Source organism: Brevibacillus gelatini (assembly GCF_050920745.1).
In the GTDB taxonomy this organism is placed as follows: Bacteria; Bacillota; Bacilli; order Brevibacillales; family Brevibacillaceae; genus Brevibacillus; species Brevibacillus gelatini.
On sequence record NZ_CP154342.1, the window covers coordinates 3,932,244 to 3,950,522 of the forward strand.

Genomic DNA, 18,279 nt, shown 5'->3' on the forward strand with positions numbered 1-18,279 from the left:
TCATCATCTCCGTTAAAAGCCGCGTGCGTCTTCCAGCTTTTTTTGGATGCGCATGCGCATGTCCTCCGATTTTTTGCTGTCGGTTGTTTGCGCCAGCGCTCTTTGCTTCTGCGTTTTTTTCGCTACCTTGCCGCTTGTATTCGGGCGGGCGGGCTGCTGCCGCGAGATGACGGCACCCGGCGAGAGCAATTGCGTCTGGTTGCTCCAGGTGATGAACTCGTCCTTGACAAACAGCGGCAGCTCAATTGAGCCGTGAAAGTCGACGTTTTTTCCCTGAAACTTGCCGTCGCACGGCCCGATGAGCACATTCCACGCAAGATCCAGCTCGTCGATGGTCAAAAGCACCTCTGAGCCCGTCAGACGGTCCAGTCCGGCAAGCCACGCCCTTGGCCCCTGATAACCTTTTACCTCGATGTACGGAGCTGAAATGTCACCGGGCAAAAAGAAATCGAAGCTGATCGCTTTTGGCCGTCTGGCCGAGATGCGGTTTCCGGCCAGCAGCGTGATGGACGTGGTCGCTTCTACATCGTTGCCGTATCCGCGAAACTGGATTTCAGCAGGCGTGACCGGGAATGTCAACGTATATTTGCCTTGCATCCGGATCATGTGGTCACTCCTCCTCTCGTCTCCAATGCATCCAGCAGCGCTTTCTCGATAATGGCGCGGATTCGCTGGCCGACAGATGGATCGTTGAGCATTTTCAGCATCGTCGGGATGTCTTGCAGCACGCCTGCTGCATGCAAGGAAACCGTCACTTGCGGCAGCGTCAGGGAGACGCTCTGCGGCCCGGACTGGGCGTTTGCCGCTGGAGAATAATGAGGGGCAGGCTGTTTCGGCAATGCAGCCGATGGCGGGGATGGGGATGGCCGTTCGCTGCCCTGCCACCACTCCTTGGCCTTGTCGAAGACCATGCTGCCTAGCATAGAGCCGCCGAAACCGCCAACAATGCCGCCAATCGCTCCCCCAATTGCGGTTCCAATTCCTGGGATAACAGAACCGACTGTAGCGCCCAGCGCGGCTCCGGCGGCAGCGCCACCCCAGCCGCCAAGCGCTTCTGTACCTACTTTTGCTGCTGTCTCCACCTTGTTTTCCGATCCGGCAATCGTCGTCAGACTGAGCAGCCCTCCAACGAGCGGCAACTTCCTCAGACCCGCTTTGGCAATATTTTTCCAGGAGCCTTTTGTACCTGCTTTTTCCGCTCCAGCCGGGCCGCCGCTGTCTGGCTCAAGCCTGTTTTGGGCAGGGGCAGCAGGTGGGGCTGCGTTTTTTCCGGCAGCGTCATGGGGAGCCTTATTTCCGGCGGATGGAGCTGCGTTCTTTCCGGCAGTATCTGCAGCAGGCTTGTTTCCGGCAGACGGCGCTGCATGTTTCGACTGTTCTTTCTTCGGCCCGGAAGCACCGTTCGGTTTCTTGCCCATGTCGGGCCCTGCACCAGAGCCTGCGCAGCAGCAACAGCAATCGCCTTTTCCGCCTGCCGTCATTTCCGCTGCTCCTTTTTTTCCTCTGCTGCCCCACCATTCGCGCGCCGAGGCAGCGAAGGCTTTTGCTTTTCCCCACATGCTTGCCAGCTGGATAGCCATTGTGGTTCCTACAGCCAAGGTCCCGATGATATACACGGCAGACTGTCTGACCGAGTCTGACCAACTGTTGAACCACCCGGTCAATGATGCCGCTGTATTGGAAATCAGCGAAGAAACACCTGACAGGTCCTTGGCAATTTTGCCGATGGCCTCCATGGCCTCGTTCTTCGCCGCAGTCTGCGCCTGCATGGAGGCAAAAAACGGATCTGCCTTGGTCGCTGCGGCGTAAGACTTGTCGGCTTCGTTGCCGACTTGCGGGCTTATCTCGCCCCCGGCGATTTTGACCGTTTTCTCGACAGCCGACCCGGCACTTCCTCCCAGGCTCGCCATCGCCTGTTGCTGGGCGGCCTTGTCCGTCATGGCCGCAATCGACATCAATGTTTTTCCGAGCGCGATTTGCTGCTCGTCTTTATCGGCTGAGGCCAGTCCCTGGCTGATCTTCTTCGCCTCATCCTCCGCCCGCTTCCTGGCCTCTGCGGCGCTTTGGCCTTGTGCTTCGTACCGGGACTGCAGGAGACGAGCCAGCTCTCCGCTTCCGCTAAACTCCTGTGTCTTTTTCAGCAGGCTGCCAAACGACTTTTCCTCCCTGGACATCTTGCCGATTTCCCCCACCACGGCGGCCAGCTTTTCCGGCGTATTCAGCAGCTTGCCATTTTGCGTGTTGAATTGCGAGATGGACTCGACCAGCTTGACGCTGAGATTGCCTTCTCCCGTGTTGTTCATGTACTGGAGCGCATTTGCCAGTCGCACGGCGCTGTCCGTGTCAGTCGTGCCGCCAATAGCCGCCATCATTTTCACGCTGTCTTCCGGAGCAAACCGCGTCGTGACGCCAAGCTTGGCTGCTTCCAGCGCGAAGTTCGGGTGGTAGTTCTCGCTTTTGGCGATGAGGGCCATCGCCTGGGAAGCTTTCATGTGCGGATTGAGCGTCGTCATCTTTTTGGCCAGCTCGTCAAAACGCCGCATTTCTTCCTCTGTTTTCCCTCTGGCCGCATAAAGTGCCCGCTCCCGTGCCGCCGCCTGCGCTTCGGTCTTGGCTCCATCAAGCGTCGTGCCAATCGCAAGTCCGGTCAAAAGCCCGCCGGCAGCCGCCAACTCTGTTTTCAAGTCGTTCAGCTTGCTGGTGACTTCCCCTAACTCCACTTTCGGCTTTACTTTCACCTGGTTCAGTTCGTTCAGGCTGTTTCGGATGTTTTGCATGTCCTCTTTCATCTGCTCCATTCCCGCAGAAAATTGCCGGGTCATGCGCTGTAGTCCCCGGCTGGTCCGGTCTACTTCCTTTGCCAGCCCGCCTGCTTCCTTCACCAGTCTGTTCATTTCCTTGCGCATTTCTTTCAGTCTCGCAACATCTGTTGCCAATCCTTTCACCTCCTGTCGCTCGATCTGAAACGAAGCGCGAGCCAAATGGAAAAAGGCCGAGTACCATCACCCAGCCTTTTCCTCATCCTCCAGCTCGATCATCTGACAAGCTATCACAAACAGCTTTTGCTTGTACGCATCCACTTCGTACTCCAGGAGATCTGACGGACGGCCCCTGCCCTTTAAAAAGGCGCGGCACATATGCCAGGCCTCGCCGTCAGATCGGATCAGTTTTTTGCTTCTTCAATGGCCGCTTCCTCCGACTGGCCCGCGTTTACTTCTCGCACCGCTTGCAGCAGCTTGCTGTAGCCTTCCGGATTGTCGCGGAAAATCTTTTCCACCAGCTCGTACTTCGTTCCGACTTTGTACGCCTTTTTCAGTTCTTCCTGGTTCCATGGAAAATCGTGCTCGGTCGCCTTCACAATCCGGGCATCGTTGTACAGGAACCAGTCTGTTCGCTCTCCTTTGTCCGCCATGCGTTCGCATTCGCGCAGCTCAGTCAGGTTCAGTTGGCGTACTTTCCATTCGTCGCCGTCAATGACGACAGTCACTTCTTTGCGCGGGGCCTGTTCATTCGCTTTTGCCAAATATTTTTGCAGCTTGTTCATTCTTTTTTCCTCCTATTCCACGTAGGTTGGCAATTCATCCAGGTAGTCCGGCTTGTCGATGGACATGCCTTTCAGGTCGTAGGTAGCGTGGTCGTTGCCGTCTGCCTTCGCTTCCCACAGCGTGATCTCTTCCGGATTGAGCACAATGTTGGAAATGCGGACGCGCTCGGAATTGCCCGCTTCCTTGTCCAGCGTCTCGCCGATCAAAAACGGCAGAACGGGTGTCTTGCCCTGCGTCAGTTGCTCGACGACATAGTATTTCAGGGCAGCGTTGGTGGCGGTAATTTTCAGCGTCACCTCGACATGCCAGTCGTTGACCGTCTGGATTTTTCCTTTTTGCAGACGGTTCGTGTCGCCGTACTCGACCTTGAGGACCATTTTCCCTTCCAATGTCCCGTAGATCGGATCTCCATTTTCATCGTAAACCTGGCAATTTTTCAGTTTAATATCGCGTGCAATAGCCAATTACAGCACCTCCCAGTCAATGTCAAAGTATTCGATGGCATCGAGCGGCTTGGCCGACAGTTGGAAGCCGCGGCGATCTCCGCTGCCGTTCTTTTTGTCGGTAAACGTCCAGCCTGGTTCAATCGCGCCCTGCTGCTCGCGAACGGTCATATAGGCGTTGACCGCAGAGACGAACACCGCGCCGCCAAGGTCGTTGTTGCCGAGCTTGCCTTTGTACTTTTTGCCCACGGCATTGATGTCGTTGACGATCTGATCGAGCGTCATGCTGACGCGGATTTTGCCGTAGTCTTCGCGTTCATGGTTGCCCAGCACAGACAGCGTGTTGACCGCACTCTCGATGATGTACACATCGCCATCGCGCGTCGCCACCAGCGTACCGGAGCCGAGCGCACGCAAAATATCGCTGTGGCCCCAATCCTTCCGTGCCTTTTTCAGCGGGACGACAACCGCCGTCAAGGACTCATGGGCAGGCGTCGCCGCGATCATGCCCGCTACCCACGCAGCCCACTCCAGGCTTCCGTAGGTGTTTCCGTTGTTGTGCTGGCCTGCAATGGCGCAGTTGACGACAAAGCGCGCGTTTTGTGCGACAGAGCGCTCCACGTGCTTCTCCATGTTCTCGTCTTCCACTGCTTTGCCGCCGATGACCAGTGTGCTCAGCTTTTTGCCAAGCGTCCGGCGATCGCTCATAAACTGCTTGGCCGCGGCCTGTACAGCCGGATCATCGAATGGCAAATACATCGCGTCAAAATCAGCGCCGGAAACAGCCATAAACAGCTTGGTCGCATCAGCCGCAGCAAGCGCGACCGTCCCGCTTGTCCCGCCTGTCAGATTTGTCTCGGCTGCTGTCGCAATCGCCGCCTCTCCCAACTTTTGCACACGCACGTAAACGGATTGGCCAGTCTTTTCCACCAGCTCATCCGCATTGGCAAAGGAAAACTTCTCCGTTTGCAGCGGCCCTTTTACTTGCAACTCCTTTTTGCCTGGCTCAGAGGTGGACGCGCTGATGACAACCCGCAAATCGTTGCCCAAAAGGCCCGGATAAAGCGCCTCGATTCGGATTGCGTCAGCCTGTTCGTAAGCAGCTTTGCTGGCGCTGCCGTTTGTCATGCGGTAGGCCAAAATCGTCGCGCCCCCCTCCGCCGCCAGTTCCACTGTATCGACCTTGCCGAATGTTTCCGTCATGCGCTCCTCGTAGCTGCCCAGCTTCACCAGCTCGTCCGGCGCTCCCCACTCTGCCTGGTACGGAACCAACACAACGCCGCTCTTTGGCACGACGCGTTCTTTTGCTTTTGCGATCAGTTCGACCGTTACCCCCGGCCGTTCACGTTGAATGGTCATGATTACACCCCGCCTTTGTATTTGTTCAATCGATTTTTCACTTGGCTTTCCGGCAACCGTTCGTGATCTTTTGCCAGAAAAAGAGCGCCTGCTACCTCGAACCTTTCGGCTTCCAGGTAAGCGGCGCTCTCAATCCACTCCTGCTTGGTTTTCACAACATCAGGCTGCTGTTCTTTTTTGGCCACTAGGAATGTCCCTCCTCGATCTCAAATTCGTTGATTTTTGCTGCATCCTCTCGCGGAACCGTCACAATGTACGTGAACCGAAACGCAATCTCGGTGCGGTCCCGTCGATCCCGCCAGATGCGCAGCGTGGAGCTGTCGATTTCGATGGACAGCCCGGACGCTTTGCCCCGATAGCTGTACTGCGACTGGCGCAAAAGCTGGCGCAGCGGCTCGGCCGACAGCCTCTGATACACACCTTCTACTTTGGGATAATGGAGCACAATGACCGCCTCAACCTCCACCTGATAGGAAGTGTGACTCCGGCCTGTTTCACCGATTCCCCGTGTCATCAGAAACGCCGCTGGCAGGGAAAAACGCTGGGCCATCCAGTCATCCACATTCACAACCGTTGCCAGTTGCGGATACGCTTCTTCGATCAGCTCGGTCAAGACGGCGAGCTCGCGATCCTCCATTTTCCCACCTCCCTTTGTTCTCGTCCTTCGCCACGTGCCAACTCCCTTCTGACAAATTAGCGAACAGAAAAAGCCACCCGGTTTCGTCACCAGATGGCTCGTTTGGTTCTTGCCTGATTCGCTTGAATCCATTATAACGCGAAGCGCGTGCAGAAGTGGATTTTTTACGGGAGTGTCAGGGAGTGTCAAGTTGTGTCAGCCGTGGGTCTGTCGCCCAATCACAGGAAAGATTCCATCACTTTGATGATGCTGTCCTTGCTCAAATTTTTTGCACTCGTCTGAACGATGAACAAGAATGGGGTACGATTTACCTTTTGCACCCAACGTAATTCCTTTTCTGTCCCATCCTGATTTGGGTGTTCAGAAAAAAGGGCTTCCGTTTGCTTGAAGATAATTTTTTCTTTCTTTGTTTGATCCAGGTCAGCTTGGTACACCGTATTGTCCACCGCGTCCTCAAATGGCGTCACTTTCAGAATCAACGCATCGTTCCCATTCTTGTACGTGATCTCTATCGACGAGATGGTATCTGTAAAAGATAGCGGCTTTAACACGTACTCTTCATCCGTCATGTTTGCCAGCGCATACAACTCATCCTTTTTGTAATCCCGGTTCACCAAGTAATCAACGGAGGCTGTACTAAATTTGTATCCCCCCGGCAATTCAGGCTGTACCTTGACTAATGTCCCCAATTTTTGTTGGAGAGCTGCGTGATCCTGAAAAACAAAGGGCTTTGAAAGAGTGACAACCCGTTTTTTCGGATTGTGATCTTTTATATAGAGAGCAGCCGCAGTACCGGCTGGTAAACTATCTTCGATTTCCGCCATCTTGCCCATAAATGCCTGCATTTCTTCATCCGGGTTTTTTATGGGTGCTTGCGATTCCGCAATATCTTTTTCCTGATAAATGACCTTGCCTTCCTCGTTATACAATTGGTAGGCGTTCATTGCGGCAAGCCCAGTTGTTCCCATCAAAACAATCCCTAAACCAATCGCGATACTGACTTTATATTTCATAAAAAATCCTTCTTTTCTGTTTTTATCCAAATAAATTCTATCCATTACGCTTTTTACAAGGTCTACTTCCGGAATTCGCTCGTCCTCAAATAGTTCTTTCAAACTTCGGTCTGCATTTTTCCTTAGCATCCTTCTCTTCCCTCCCTTCCACTTTGGCGTAATTCAGCCGAAATTTTGCCACGGTACGTTCGTACTTTTTTCGTAAGCTCGCTGATTTTTTATTGACGATGATGCTGATTTCTTCAAACGTCTTCTCTTCCACCCCACGTAATATGAGCAGTGTTCGTTCTTCCAGTGAAAGCCTGCTCAAGGCAAGGTATACAGACTCACTGAAGTAGACGTCTTCTATATGCTGCTCGACATTGGATGCTTGCTTCTCATTTTGGAAAAGAAATGGCAGCAGTTTGGATCTCTTTCTTTTCCGCAGGACATCAAGGCAGCTGTGGTAAGCAATCTTATAAAGCCATGCCGTAAAAGGCACTTCCTGCTTGTATTTGGAGAGATGACAATAGGCTTTCCAAAATACTTCCTGGGAAGTATCTTCGGCTTCTTCCCGGTGGCCAAGCATGTGATAACAATAACGAAAGATGGGAGTCTGAAATCTCCTCACAAGAAGTTCAAATTTTTCAATCTCCCCATCCAGAATTGATCGGACAATATGCTCTGGAGTTTCATGTTCCATTGAATTCCCCCCTTTCACTATGAATAACGAAACATGAGCTGGAAAACGTGACACTTCAAAATTTTTCTATGGGGGACATTCCCTCCTTTTACAAAATATCAGCGACAAACAACGGCAAAAAAAGACTCGACCCTGGCGCTGTTTCTCACCAAAGTCGAGTCTTTATGAACTCATCCCGTCTGCTGCATCTCATCCCCGTACATCGCCCAGGCCATTTTCATGACGGCGCTCCGCTTGATCTCGTAATAGCGTTGACGCGATACCCCGAGCGTCTTGGCGATGCCGTTGTTTTTCTCGCCATCCAGCAGCGCTTCGACGATCAACCGCTCCTGCTCGCTGCGGATCGTCTCTACCGCCCGGTTGATGCGCTCAATTTTGTCCTGCAAGCTTTTTAGGCGTTTTTGCTTCCGCTCCCGGCGGACGGCCTCGGCGTGTGTTTTGTCGCTGTGGACACCTTGGCCTTTTGGCAGCGCGGAGTCCAATCCGTACTGGCTGACCATGCCTTCGCCCGCTTCCCGCAAATAGCGCTGGATGCGCGCGATCTCGATTTGCATGTAGCTGTAATCGCGAATTTCCTCCTCTGTCTTTTGCACAATTGAGAGGGCTGGCGCCAGCTCATTCCAGTCGGAGAGGATTTCCCGTTTCTTGCCTGGCTCTTTTTGGACTGACAGCCGTGGTTGGTTTTGCTGCTGGAGCAAATATCTGTCCCATTCCGGGCACGCTTCGACTTTGCCAATGTGCAGGTCGTGAACCTGGCAGTGCGTCCGCTTGCCCCAGCACGTCGCCGGGCACCCCTCGCAAACCGCTTCCATCAACATGGATTTATCCATCATCGTCGTTGCCGTCATTTTCTCTCCCCCTGGTTTCTTTATATAAAGTGAGACGATCACCCTCAGCAAGTTCTGGCGCACCCGGCCTAGTTTTTGCGAATCAGTTCGATCAGCTGACTTTTGATTTCCTGAATCGATTCCTCACGCGGCATTTTGATAAAGCAGGCCATTCGCTCCATCTCTGGTTGAAGCAAGTCCAGAACCTGCAGCATGGCCCCATTATCACCGGACCTCGCCCGCTCAAAAATCACATCGAAAGATTCATGTTGGCTGCAATGATGCGCAGGTACTTTCGCTTGCATTTTGACACCCCTTGTCGCGACATGTTCAACTGATTGGCTACCTCTTGTTCTGTCCTGCCTTCGATAACTATCTTGCGAATAATGTACTCCGGTCGCGCAGGCAATTGCTGGAGAAGCTGTTCCACATGCAAATCAGAAATGACCGCGGAAAAGGGGTCTTTCCCCACCACTTCCTCATGCAGCAAGCCTTCATGTTTCCACTTCTTTTTCTCTTTGTACTGCAATCGCCAGGCAATTCTTCTCACTTGTTGCAGCCATTGATTCAGCAAGTTCTCGCTCTTTTCCATCCCCGAACACCTCAAAAAGATTTGTATCTACTCACCACTTGCGCAGTTTATCCGATAAAATGATCTGCCCGATAATAACCCCGATCAACAGGGCAGCGGCTCCAATCAATGCTACGTTTATCATTTGCGAAAAAATCCCCTTCCCCCATGTTTTCTCTTATTCGCACGGCTTTTCGTCAGCGGCAGGCGGATCGCTTTTTTTCTCAATCGACTCTGCCTCTTTTTCCTTGTTCGCCTTCAGTTGCAGATCCAATATGTTGTTGATGCGAATTTGCAAATCGACGTGCTTGAAGGCGACGACCAAAACGAGAAAACAGACAACGGCAGCGAGTACCTGTACATAGTCCATCGACATCATCGGTTGCTCGCCCCATGCTGAGTTTTTTTCGGCACTGCTTTCTTGCCTCGAATGCTTTTCGCTCCAGGTCTGCTGCCAACAAAGGCGAGACTCTCCTTGGCGGGGAGCCAAAAGCCAAGGACAGTGAGTGCATCCTGGCGTCTTCCGCGCAGCGCCTTTGGCAGCGCGATGCCAGTCGGTTTGTTTTTGCGGCCTGTAAACCGGGCTGGTTGCTTTTGCATATCCTCACTCCTTCTCTGATTCCGTGATTCACTCAGGATTGCTTCGCTTCCCCAACAAGTTAGACAGGAACGTTTGTTCTCTTTCTAGTACAAGTATCTCATACTTTACCTGGAAGTTCAAGTTATTTCCATTCTTTTTTTCAGCGTTTTTCCAACGGATTGATCCCGCCAAAACAGATAGGTTCGCAGCAGAAAACCAGGCTGTGACAAACGGTCAGCGCAGTCTTTCCAGCCAAATGACACAAGGCTTTGTGACTGCTTCGCCCGACGTCTCGCTATGCTGAACACACAAAAAAAGCGCGATCTGTTTGCACAGAATCACGCTTGCCGATAGCCCTGCCAGGTTCAGAAAAATTGTCCCTGCCGTTTCAACAAGTACACCAATCTCATACTTTTCTAACTTTTTATCTGCCGTCCGCCCAAGCAAAATGCACGGGCATAAAACAGCAAGAGCCAGCCCTCTCCAATCTGGTCAAAGGTCTGGCTCTTCGTGAATTTCCGCATGGATGCATCAGTCCCAAATATTGGGCCGCTTGACGCCTGCCTAGTCTTTTTGATACAGGTCGCACGTCGCCACGTGGTCGTTCACCATGCCTACTGCCTGCATGAACGCGTAGCAGATCGTCGAACCGACAAACGTGAAGCCGCGCTTTTTCAAATCCTTGCTCATCTTGTCGCTGATTTCCGTTGAGGCAGGTACGTCCTTCAACTCCTGAAAATGGTTATGGATCGGCTTGCCGCCGACAAACGACCAGATGTAGCTGGAAAAGGAGCCGAATTCCTCCACGACTTTGAGATAGGCGTGAGCGTTTTTGACGACGCCCCTGATTTTCAGCTTGTTCCGCACGATGCCCTTGTCCTGCAAAAGCTGCTGAATCTTTTCTTCGTCGTACTGCACGATTTTTTCCGCTTCGAAGTTGTCAAACGCCCGACGGTAGTTCTCCCGCTTTTTCAGGATCGTATACCAGCTCAATCCCGCCTGCGCGCCCTCCAGATTCAAATATTCAAAGAGCAGCCGGTCATCGTAGACAGGCACGCCCCACTCCTTGTCGTGATAATTCTGATACAACGGATCCTGATTCACCCAGCCACATCGATTCATTGGAAAAGACCTCCCGGAAAACACGAACATATATTCCTATTCAAATCATAAATAATCTTTGCCAGTTTTTCAAGATATTCTTGTTCCATCCAAGCGATTTTTTCCCAACAAAAAAACCCCATCAGCTCTGGTGCGATAGGGCCTCCTTACTTTTTCCGATGAAAAAATCACTGCGCGGGAAGCTCCCCGCTCATGGTGCGAAAAAACGATCAGGCTGTCAAAATAATCGGCTTGCCGCGCGTGATGACGACGGTATGCTCGTACTGGGCGACGTAGCTTCTGTCCGGAGTCACCAAAGCCCAGCCGTCCTTGCCATCCTTTACATACTCGGCTCCTGTGGAAATAAACGTTTCGACAGCGAGCACAAGCCCGTCTGTCAGCAGCCGTTTGTCCCATTTGTCATAGTAATTCAGGATGTGCGCCGGCTCCTCGTGCAAGCTTTTGCCGATGCCGTGGCCTGTCAAATTTTTGACGACCGTAAAGCCTTTTGCCTTCGCTTCATTATGGACGATGCGCCCAATCTGACTCATCCTGGAGCCAGCCTTTGCCGCATCAAGCGCCTTGTACAGCGATTCCTCTGCGCATTTGCACAGTGCCTGCTTCACTGGCTCTCCCTGTCCCACGACAACCGAAGCGCCAGTATCGGCAAAATAACCGTCCAACTCTGCGGAGACATCAATGTTGACAATATCTCCTTCCTTCAACACGGTCCCATCGGGAATCCCGTGCGCCACAACGTGATTCACACTGATGCACGTCTGGCCGGGAAAGTCGTACGTCACCTGGGGAGCTGATCGCGCCCCGTACTTCGCCAAAATATCGCCGCCGATACGATCCAGCTCTTTTGTCGTGATCCCCGGCCGAACGGCTTTCAGCATCGCTTCCCTGGCTTCGGCGACAACTTTCCCAATCCGCTGCAAAGCGAGCAAATCTTGTTCATTTTGAATCGACATGCCGTATCCTCCTTCATTGAAAATGATGCCCCCTTTTATTGGAGCATTTTCCCGCAAAAATCGCAAATACAAAGCCTGCACGCGCATTCGGCAAGACAGGCAGATTCCGCTTGCAAAAAAAAGCAGGCCGCCAGCTTCTCCCTGACGCCCTGCTTTTTACGCTCCCGGCTGCATGCCTCTTTATGCTTTTCTTTTCCGGCGAAGCTGATAGTACGTCACAGCCAACGCCAGCGCCAATACTGTCCCTTTGATAATATCGTAGGCGAAGTAAGGCAGGTTGAGCATCGTCATACCGTTGAGCAGCACCCCGATCAGGATTGCGCCGACGAACGTTCCAAACACATTCGGCTTGCCCGCGCCGAATACGGAAAAACCGACAAACGCCGCCGCCACTGCATCCATCAGCATCGAGCTGCCGCTGCTCACCTGGCCTGTTCCGATCCGCGCCGCCAAGAGCATCCCGCCCAATCCGGCAAACAGCGCGGACAGCACGTAGGCAAGCGTCCGGTAGCGATTGACCGGAATCCCGGACAATCGTGCCGCTTCCAGATTGCCGCCCGTCATGTACAGCATCCGCCCTTGGCGGGTGTAGGTCAAATAGACGTGGGTAATCGCGACCAGCAAAAAGGTCAGGATAACTGGCACGGGCAGTGAGAAAATTTTGCCTTGTCCCAGCCACAAAAACCACTCCTGGAATTTCCCCGGAGCCATCGATCCGTCTTCCATCGGCATGTTGGCGTAGATCGAGTAGCCTTTCGAATACGTCATGTGCAGCCCGTTGACGATATAGAGCATCGCCAGCGTCGCCAACAGGTCGGGAATCCGGATTTTGACGACCAGAAACGCGTTGACCAGCCCGACGATCAGGCTGAGCACAATCGGGACGACCAGTGTGGCGAACACGCCCTGCTCGTACCAGACCATCATCGAAGCCGAAACGACGGTGGTCAGCGATACCGTCGAGCCGACAGACAGGTCAAAGCCCCCGACAATCAAGGAAAACGTAACGCCGATGGCGACAAACGTCACGATCGAGATCGAACGCAAAATGTCCGTGATATTGTCATAGGTAAAGAAATACGGGTTGGTCAGACTGAATAACAGCATGACGATCACAATGACTGCCACAGTACCGTATTTGTAAATAAAATCAAACAAGCTGAATTTTTTGCCCTCCACGTTACTCACCTCCGCTTGCATAATACATAATCCGCTCCTGGGTTGCTTCCGCCCGGCTCAGCTCGCGGACGATTTTCCCTTCGAACATGACGAGAATCCGGTCCGCGATGCCCAGCACCTCCGCAAATTCGCAGGAAAAGTACAAAACGCCCTTGCGCTGCTCCGCCAGCTTTCCGATCAGGCGATAAATATCGCTTTTTGCGCCAATATCGACACCTTTGGTCGGTTCGTCAAACATGAAAACTTGCGCGTCCGTGTCGAGCCATTTTCCAATCGCCACCTTCTGCTGGTTTCCCCCGCTCAGATAGCCGACCAACTGCCCGATGTCCGCCGTCTTCACGCCCAGTCGCTGCACCAGCTCTCGCGCTTGCCCAGCCTCGGCTCCCCTGCGGATAAACCCGAGATGCGACCATTTCCACAAGGTGGAGACAGACAGGTTGTTTTTCACCGATTCCTCGACAAAAATGCCCTCTTTTCGCCGCTCCTCCGGGACGAGGACGATTCCTGCATCAACGGCGTCCTTTGGCGAGCGCAGACGTACCTCCTTGCCTTTCAGCCTGACCCGGCCAGCCTCGGCCGCATCGGCTCCAAACAACAAACGGGCCAGTTCCGTCTTCCCTGCTCCGACCAGTCCTACGACACCTACGATTTCGCCCTCGCGAACGCTCAGATCAACACCGCGAACCTTGCCGCCAGCCACCCCGTCCGCTTCCAGGATCAGCTCGCCAATCGGTACCTCCACCTTCGGAAACTCTTCATCGAAGCTTTTGCCCAGCATGTTCCCGATGACTTCATCCATCGTGGTAGCGGCTGTCTCGCTTGTTGCAATCAACTGGCCGTCGCGCATGACGGTGATCCGGTCGCAGATTTCAAAGATTTCCGGCAGCCGATGGGAAATATAGATGATCCCGACCCCGGCTTTTTTCAATTGGTCGATGATGAGAAACAGCCGCTCGCTCTCCTTCGTGCTCAAAGGAGCTGTCGGTTCGTCAAAAATGACGTATTTCGCTTTTTGCACGGTCGCGCGGGCAATCAGGATCAACTGCTTTTCCGACAGCGAACATTCCTCGACGAGCATGCGCACCGGGATGGAAAAGCCGAAGCCTTGCAAAATGCTTTCCGCTTCCTTGTGCAGCCTCTGCCAGTTCATGAGTCCCTTGCTGCTTTTGGACACGATCTGGTCGAGCAAAATGTTTTCCGTCACGCTCAAATACGGGATCAGCGCCGTGTCGACTTCCTGGTAGACACACTGGATGCCCAGCGCTTTCGCATCCTGCGGCGACTGGATGGAGACTTCCTTGCCGTCAATCACGATGCTTCCGCCATCCGCCTGATACGCACCCGTGAGAATTTTCATCAGGGTGCTTTTTCCCGTTCCGTTCGCCCCGAGCAGTGCGTGCACCTCGCCGGCCTTGACTTCAAAATCGACGGAGCGCAGCGCGGGTACGCCGGAAAACTGCTTCACAATCCCTTTCATCTGCAAGCTGGACACTTTTCGCACCCCCAAATAAACAAGATTCCCGTTGACAGAAGCAACGGGAATAGCCAAATCAACCAGCTCTATTTGCTTACTTGCCCCACTCTGGCACGTATTGGGACAGGTCGCCCATCGTTACTTTTTTATCCTTTGGCAAGTCTTCCTGTTTGACCAGCACCGGGTTCAGCTTCACGCTGTCTGGCACCTGCTCACCTTTGATTTTTTGGAAAACGGTTTGCGCATGAATGCGACCGATGTTCGACGGATCTACCGCTGCCGTCGCGGCCCAAGGAGAGTTCGGCTCCTGGATCAGCTGCAGGTCTTCGTCGCTCAGGTCGATGCCGTATACCTTGATCTCGGTGCGGCCTGCTTGCTGGATCGCACGGGTTGCCCCTTTGGCGAATTCATCCCACGATGCCCATACGGCTGTAATATCGCCTTTGTTCGGATACTTTTTCAAAATCGCTTCCATCTGTGCTTGCGTATCGAGCGCGGTGTTGTTCGTTGCCGAGCCAAATGCGGCGATTTCCTTAATATCCGGGTATTTTTTCAGGAAGGCTTCATACGTTACCTGGCGTTTTTCCATCGGTGCGAAGCCTGCTACCCAAATTTTCACGATGTTGCCTTTGCCGCCCGTATCGGCAGCCAGCTTCTCCAGGCTCAGCTCGGCCAGCTTGTTGTCATCCTGCTCAACGACAGGTACGCCTGGCAGCTTAATATCGGTGTCGAACAGCACGACCGGAATCTTTTTGTCGACTGCTTTTTGCGTGCCCTGCTGCAGCGCTTCTGCCGTACCGTGGTCAATCAGGATGCCGTCAAAATTTTGGTTCACCGCAGCGTCGAGGTTGGAAGCCATTTTCGACAAATCGGTATCCGCGTTGAATACGGTCAGCTCGCCGCCGTTTTTCTCGACTTCCTGCTTCACGCCGTTAATGTATTGGGCAGAAAATGTGCCGACGTTTTGGCGCATAATCAGGGCGATGCGCTTCGGTTTCTCGCCGCCGGAAGCGCCGCTTCCCGCCTGATTTTGGGTGTCCGCTCCTCCGCCGCAAGCGGTCAAGGCCAGCGACGCAGCCAGTACAATTGATGTGACAAGACCCAGTTTCTTTTTCATGAAAATTCCCCCTTTTTCTTTCCTGCTGAGCTTCAAGCTGGGGAGGCGACGACCTTCCAACCTTCCAATAGGAAAAGCCTCTTTCAACAGATGAAAGAGGCTTGATCGACAAGATTCGCGCCTCTTATCTGTCAGGTATCGCTACCTGTTGGAGTTAGCACCTTGGCTCGCAAGTCAGATCATCCTGCCAGCTAGGTTGCCGGGCATCATAGGGCCATTCCCTCAGCCTTCTCTGGATAAGAGTAGTTTTTATTTTCACAACGTTTTCGGAATATATACAGACTATAATCCTTGTTTTACCCATCTGTCAACTAGGTTTTTCAAACTTTTGTCCTCCAAGTAGTCCCAACTTTATGTCTAAATTTTGGAGGAATTTTTGTAAAGTCTTGTCGACATATGGTAGATTAAAGCCAAAGCCATGCAAATTTGCGATGGAGATGTCCGATGAGTCTATTAAAAGAAGTAATCTTGCAAATGTTTTTTGCCCTGACGCCGTTTGTTTTGTTTAATATCTATTACCGCGACCGAATGTGTAACTACAGTCGTTCCTTTATTCTCGTCACCAGTTCTGTCTGCGTGTTTCTGGCGATGACCTTCGCGTCGAGCGCCGTTGAGGGATTTATTTTTGTATTCTTCGCCTTGATCTACGGCGGGGTACGAATCGCCTCGGTCGTGCTGATCGAATCAGTGCTGTACCGCTACTATCTGGGCGGTGAAGACACGTGGGTCGCCATGCTCATGATAGCCACCGCATTCGCGATCTCCCTCCTGATCTATCAACGCTACAAAGCCAGTTATCGAAAAACACTGTATACTCTTTTGACGGGTGCTCTCTTTTCCCTGATAGAATTGGGATTGACCTATCTTAACTTTCCCACCCATGTATCCCATCAGCTTGCCTATCATGTGTTCGTGATCCCCGTTCAAAATATCGTCGGCATCTGGCTGTTGATGTCGTTATTTAGCAAATGCGTATCAGACAAGGAATTGTTCATTCGCCACGCACAAAACGAAAAGATCGAGACGATGAGCCACGTCGCGGCTTCACTGGCGCACGAGGTGAGAAACCCGCTCACAGCCGTCAAAGGCTTTTTGCGCTTGATGCAGGAAGACGCGGGAAACATTGCGAAAGCCGAGCAGTACATCCGCATCAGCCTGGACGAGATCCAGCGCACGGAAGCGATTTTGACGGAGTACCTCGCGCTGTCCAAGCCGCTCAAGGAGCGCAACGAGCTTATCAACGTGTGCGAGCAGCTCTATGTCGTCCGCGAGGTCATGCTGCCTTTTGCCAACATGCACAACATCGAGCTGGAGTTGCAAGCATATGAAAAGCCCGTCACGATCATGGCCAATCCCGACGAGTTCAAGCAGGTGCTGGTAAACTTTGTAAAAAATGCCATCGAAGCATGCGCGGAGACGGCCAACGGGAAAGTCGTTCTGTCGCTGTTGATTGAAAAAAACAACGCGCTCCTCATCATCAAGGACAACGGCATCGGCATGGACGAGGGACAGATCAAGCGACTGGGCACGATTTATTTTTCGACCAAAACAAGCGGCACCGGACTCGGCCTGACTTATTCCTATCACGTCATCCGCGCGTTTGGCGGCTCGGTGAGCGTGTCGAGCAAGCCAAAGGTCGGTACGAAGTTCACGATTACGTTTCCGTATCATCAGCCGCAGTAGCGGCCAGGTCGCAGTAGCGGTCAGGTGAAAAAGCCTGGCCATGAAAACATGCTCAGCCCTCGTGGAAAGGTACGCCCCCTGAGAGCGGGATCATTTCGCTTGCGACGGACAAATGGACGGGGAGGTGATGAAGCACAAGCGCTCCTGACCATCGCCTCCCAGACTGCCGGTCCCGGTCTTGCTTCACCCGAAAACAGTTGCCTTCCCTTCAATGCTGAACGGGCGGAATCTGCTGCAGATTGTTCGGCTGCTTTTCAAATAACAGCAACTCGTTTTGCCGATTCAGCGTGGCGAGAAATACGTCCTCGACCGCGACGCCTCTCTTTTTCAGCTCCTGCAACAGCCACTCTTCGTCACGTTCGCGGTACTTCAGCGCATCCGGATATATTTTCCCCTCGACAATGACAGGCAGGGAGATGCCCGTCGAAGCAGTCTGGACTTGCAAGTCCTGTCTCGTCACTGGCTGCTGCGCCGATTTTTTCAATACGGTCAAACGGCCATTGGCCTCGATGATGGCCATTTCAATTTCTGCCAGATCAAAAATGTCTTTTTCCCGCAGCATTTGCAGCACATTATCGAGCGAATAGCGTATCTTTTTCAACTGATGGACGAGAAACTTGCCGTTGTAAAAAACGACCGTCGGTTCAAACGTGACCATTTTCCCAAAGCGCCTGGACACAATCGACCACTGCGACACGAGGCGCTGCAGCACGCCGAGGGCCACAATCGCCACCGCGATGGGAAGATGGTGGACATTCGGCTCGGCAATATCGGCCCCGGTCACAGAACCCAACGTAAGGATAATCATAAAATCAAAGACAGGCAGCTCGCCAATCGAGCGCTTTCCCATGAACAGCGTCACGATCAATAGCAGCGGCAGAATCGTAAATACGCGCCCGACTACAACCAAGCTCTCATTGAACAAATCCACAAAAACTCCCCCTGCCCGCAAGTCTTTCCTCCTTTTACTATGAAAACTTTTGGCATCAATTATGCGAGCTGGTTTCCCGGCGAAGCGCGTGTAGCTTCGGTCAGACATTTCGCAAATGAAAAAAAGAGCCGCACAAATGACGGCCCTTCTCATCCGGGAAAGC

General features: G+C 52.9%; 21 protein-coding genes and 1 riboswitch. Of the genes, 1 reads left to right on the forward strand and 20 read right to left on the reverse strand.

The genetic code is table 11. The features are described from left to right. Window positions 1-12: 12 nt before the first annotated feature. The 19 genes from AAFJ72_RS18950 to AAFJ72_RS19040 form a co-directional block, all read right to left on the reverse strand. Window positions 13-606 carry a hypothetical protein gene (locus tag AAFJ72_RS18950; RefSeq protein ID WP_122903740.1) on the reverse strand — a complete coding sequence of 198 codons (594 nt, stop codon included), beginning with the start codon at window positions 604-606 and terminating at the stop codon, window positions 13-15. Then, window positions 603-2,936 carry a hypothetical protein gene (locus AAFJ72_RS18955; protein WP_432775278.1) on the reverse strand — a complete coding sequence of 778 codons (2,334 nt, stop codon included), beginning with the start codon at window positions 2,934-2,936 and terminating at the stop codon, window positions 603-605. Before AAFJ72_RS18955 ends, AAFJ72_RS18950 begins: the two co-directional genes overlap by 4 nt. 227 nt (window positions 2,937-3,163) lie before the next feature. After that, window positions 3,164-3,544, reverse strand: coding sequence for a phage tail assembly chaperone (locus AAFJ72_RS18960; RefSeq protein ID WP_122903738.1), 381 nt, complete (start codon window positions 3,542-3,544; stop codon window positions 3,164-3,166). 12 nt (window positions 3,545-3,556) lie between these two features. After that, window positions 3,557-4,009, reverse strand: a complete 453-nt coding sequence (locus AAFJ72_RS18965) for a hypothetical protein (protein ID WP_122903737.1) — start codon at window positions 4,007-4,009, stop codon at window positions 3,557-3,559. Beyond that, entirely contained in the window at window positions 4,010-5,347 is a 1,338-nt protein-coding gene (locus AAFJ72_RS18970; RefSeq protein WP_432775280.1) for a phage tail sheath subtilisin-like domain-containing protein, read from the reverse strand. It lies immediately after the preceding gene. Between the two features lie 2 nt (window positions 5,348-5,349). Then, window positions 5,350-5,532, reverse strand: a complete 183-nt coding sequence (locus AAFJ72_RS18975) for a hypothetical protein (RefSeq protein ID WP_432775281.1) — start codon at window positions 5,530-5,532, stop codon at window positions 5,350-5,352. After that, window positions 5,532-5,984 (reverse strand): hypothetical protein, encoded by a 453-nt coding sequence (locus tag AAFJ72_RS18980; RefSeq protein ID WP_432775282.1) that lies wholly within the window; start codon window positions 5,982-5,984, stop codon window positions 5,532-5,534. The genes AAFJ72_RS18975 and AAFJ72_RS18980 overlap by 1 nt, the downstream gene beginning before the upstream one ends. A gap of 218 nt (window positions 5,985-6,202) precedes the next feature. Next, window positions 6,203-7,126 (reverse strand): hypothetical protein, encoded by a 924-nt coding sequence (locus tag AAFJ72_RS18985; protein ID WP_432775283.1) that lies wholly within the window; start codon window positions 7,124-7,126, stop codon window positions 6,203-6,205. Then, window positions 7,083-7,679: an RNA polymerase sigma factor gene (locus AAFJ72_RS18990; RefSeq protein ID WP_122903732.1), complete on the reverse strand. Its 597-nt coding sequence runs from the start codon at window positions 7,677-7,679 to the stop codon at window positions 7,083-7,085. The genes AAFJ72_RS18985 and AAFJ72_RS18990 overlap by 44 nt, the downstream gene beginning before the upstream one ends. Before the next feature lie 170 nt (window positions 7,680-7,849). Next, on the reverse strand, window positions 7,850-8,527 hold the full coding sequence (locus AAFJ72_RS18995) for a hypothetical protein (protein ID WP_432775284.1): 678 nt from the start codon (window positions 8,525-8,527) through the stop codon (window positions 7,850-7,852). A 68-nt stretch (window positions 8,528-8,595) separates the two neighbouring features. Further along, window positions 8,596-8,721 (reverse strand): hypothetical protein, encoded by a 126-nt coding sequence (locus AAFJ72_RS19000; RefSeq protein ID WP_268871431.1) that lies wholly within the window; start codon window positions 8,719-8,721, stop codon window positions 8,596-8,598. A gap of 35 nt (window positions 8,722-8,756) precedes the next feature. Beyond that, window positions 8,757-9,098, reverse strand: a complete 342-nt coding sequence (locus AAFJ72_RS19005; RefSeq protein ID WP_432775285.1) for a sigma-70 family RNA polymerase sigma factor — start codon at window positions 9,096-9,098, stop codon at window positions 8,757-8,759. A 157-nt stretch (window positions 9,099-9,255) separates the two neighbouring features. Then, window positions 9,256-9,456, reverse strand: a complete 201-nt coding sequence (locus AAFJ72_RS19010; RefSeq protein ID WP_432775286.1) for a hypothetical protein — start codon at window positions 9,454-9,456, stop codon at window positions 9,256-9,258. Then, window positions 9,453-9,677 carry a hypothetical protein gene (locus AAFJ72_RS19015; protein WP_432775288.1) on the reverse strand — a complete coding sequence of 75 codons (225 nt, stop codon included), beginning with the start codon at window positions 9,675-9,677 and terminating at the stop codon, window positions 9,453-9,455. Before AAFJ72_RS19015 ends, AAFJ72_RS19010 begins: the two co-directional genes overlap by 4 nt. A 544-nt stretch (window positions 9,678-10,221) precedes the next feature. Further along, window positions 10,222-10,779, reverse strand: coding sequence for a DNA-3-methyladenine glycosylase I (locus tag AAFJ72_RS19020; RefSeq protein ID WP_432775290.1), 558 nt, complete (start codon window positions 10,777-10,779; stop codon window positions 10,222-10,224). A 209-nt stretch (window positions 10,780-10,988) separates the two neighbouring features. After that, entirely contained in the window at window positions 10,989-11,732 is a 744-nt protein-coding gene (gene map / locus AAFJ72_RS19025) for a type I methionyl aminopeptidase (RefSeq protein ID WP_122903726.1), read from the reverse strand. 180 nt (window positions 11,733-11,912) lie between these two features. Continuing rightward, window positions 11,913-12,911: an ABC transporter permease gene (locus tag AAFJ72_RS19030; protein WP_122903725.1), complete on the reverse strand. Its 999-nt coding sequence runs from the start codon at window positions 12,909-12,911 to the stop codon at window positions 11,913-11,915. A gap of 1 nt (window position 12,912) precedes the next feature. After that, window positions 12,913-14,403 carry a sugar ABC transporter ATP-binding protein gene (locus AAFJ72_RS19035; protein ID WP_432775291.1) on the reverse strand — a complete coding sequence of 497 codons (1,491 nt, stop codon included), beginning with the start codon at window positions 14,401-14,403 and terminating at the stop codon, window positions 12,913-12,915. A gap of 76 nt (window positions 14,404-14,479) precedes the next feature. Next, window positions 14,480-15,502 (reverse strand): sugar ABC transporter substrate-binding protein, encoded by a 1,023-nt coding sequence (locus tag AAFJ72_RS19040; RefSeq protein WP_122903723.1) that lies wholly within the window; start codon window positions 15,500-15,502, stop codon window positions 14,480-14,482. A 121-nt stretch (window positions 15,503-15,623) separates the two neighbouring features. Beyond that, window positions 15,624-15,745: riboswitch (SAM riboswitch) on the reverse strand. Window positions 15,746-15,946: 201 nt separating this feature from the next. Between AAFJ72_RS19040 and AAFJ72_RS19045 the strand changes: the two genes are divergently transcribed. Further along, window positions 15,947-17,185: an ATP-binding protein gene (locus tag AAFJ72_RS19045; protein ID WP_432775292.1), complete on the forward strand. Its 1,239-nt coding sequence runs from the start codon at window positions 15,947-15,949 to the stop codon at window positions 17,183-17,185. A 208-nt stretch (window positions 17,186-17,393) separates the two neighbouring features. On the opposite strand, the gene AAFJ72_RS19050 is transcribed toward AAFJ72_RS19045, so the two are convergent. Further along, window positions 17,394-18,116: a DUF421 domain-containing protein gene (locus tag AAFJ72_RS19050; protein ID WP_432775294.1), complete on the reverse strand. Its 723-nt coding sequence runs from the start codon at window positions 18,114-18,116 to the stop codon at window positions 17,394-17,396. Window positions 18,117-18,279: the final 163 nt, after the last annotated feature.

Coding starts and splice junctions, on each gene's coding strand:
- AAFJ72_RS18950 (WP_122903740.1), bottom strand. CDS start 606: ATGATCCGGATGCAAGGCAAATATACGTTGACATTCCCGGTCACGCCT.
- AAFJ72_RS18960 (WP_122903738.1), bottom strand. CDS start 3,544: ATGAACAAGCTGCAAAAATATTTGGCAAAAGCGAATGAACAGGCCCCG.
- AAFJ72_RS18970 (WP_432775280.1), bottom strand. CDS start 5,347: ATGACCATTCAACGTGAACGGCCGGGGGTAACGGTCGAACTGATCGCA.
- AAFJ72_RS18980 (WP_432775282.1), bottom strand. CDS start 5,984: ATGGAGGATCGCGAGCTCGCCGTCTTGACCGAGCTGATCGAAGAAGCG.
- AAFJ72_RS18985 (WP_432775283.1), bottom strand. CDS start 7,126: ATGCTAAGGAAAAATGCAGACCGAAGTTTGAAAGAACTATTTGAGGAC.
- AAFJ72_RS18990 (WP_122903732.1), bottom strand. CDS start 7,679: ATGGAACATGAAACTCCAGAGCATATTGTCCGATCAATTCTGGATGGG.
- AAFJ72_RS18995 (WP_432775284.1), bottom strand. CDS start 8,527: ATGACGGCAACGACGATGATGGATAAATCCATGTTGATGGAAGCGGTT.
- AAFJ72_RS19000 (WP_268871431.1), bottom strand. CDS start 8,721: ATGCTGCAGGTTCTGGACTTGCTTCAACCAGAGATGGAGCGAATGGCC.
- AAFJ72_RS19005 (WP_432775285.1), bottom strand. CDS start 9,098: ATGGAAAAGAGCGAGAACTTGCTGAATCAATGGCTGCAACAAGTGAGA.
- AAFJ72_RS19010 (WP_432775286.1), bottom strand. CDS start 9,456: ATGATGTCGATGGACTATGTACAGGTACTCGCTGCCGTTGTCTGTTTT.
- AAFJ72_RS19015 (WP_432775288.1), bottom strand. CDS start 9,677: ATGCAAAAGCAACCAGCCCGGTTTACAGGCCGCAAAAACAAACCGACT.
- AAFJ72_RS19020 (WP_432775290.1), bottom strand. CDS start 10,779: ATGAATCGATGTGGCTGGGTGAATCAGGATCCGTTGTATCAGAATTAT.
- map (WP_122903726.1), bottom strand. CDS start 11,732: ATGTCGATTCAAAATGAACAAGATTTGCTCGCTTTGCAGCGGATTGGG.
- AAFJ72_RS19040 (WP_122903723.1), bottom strand. CDS start 15,502: ATGAAAAAGAAACTGGGTCTTGTCACATCAATTGTACTGGCTGCGTCG.
- AAFJ72_RS19045 (WP_432775292.1), top strand. CDS start 15,947: ATGAGTCTATTAAAAGAAGTAATCTTGCAAATGTTTTTTGCCCTGACG.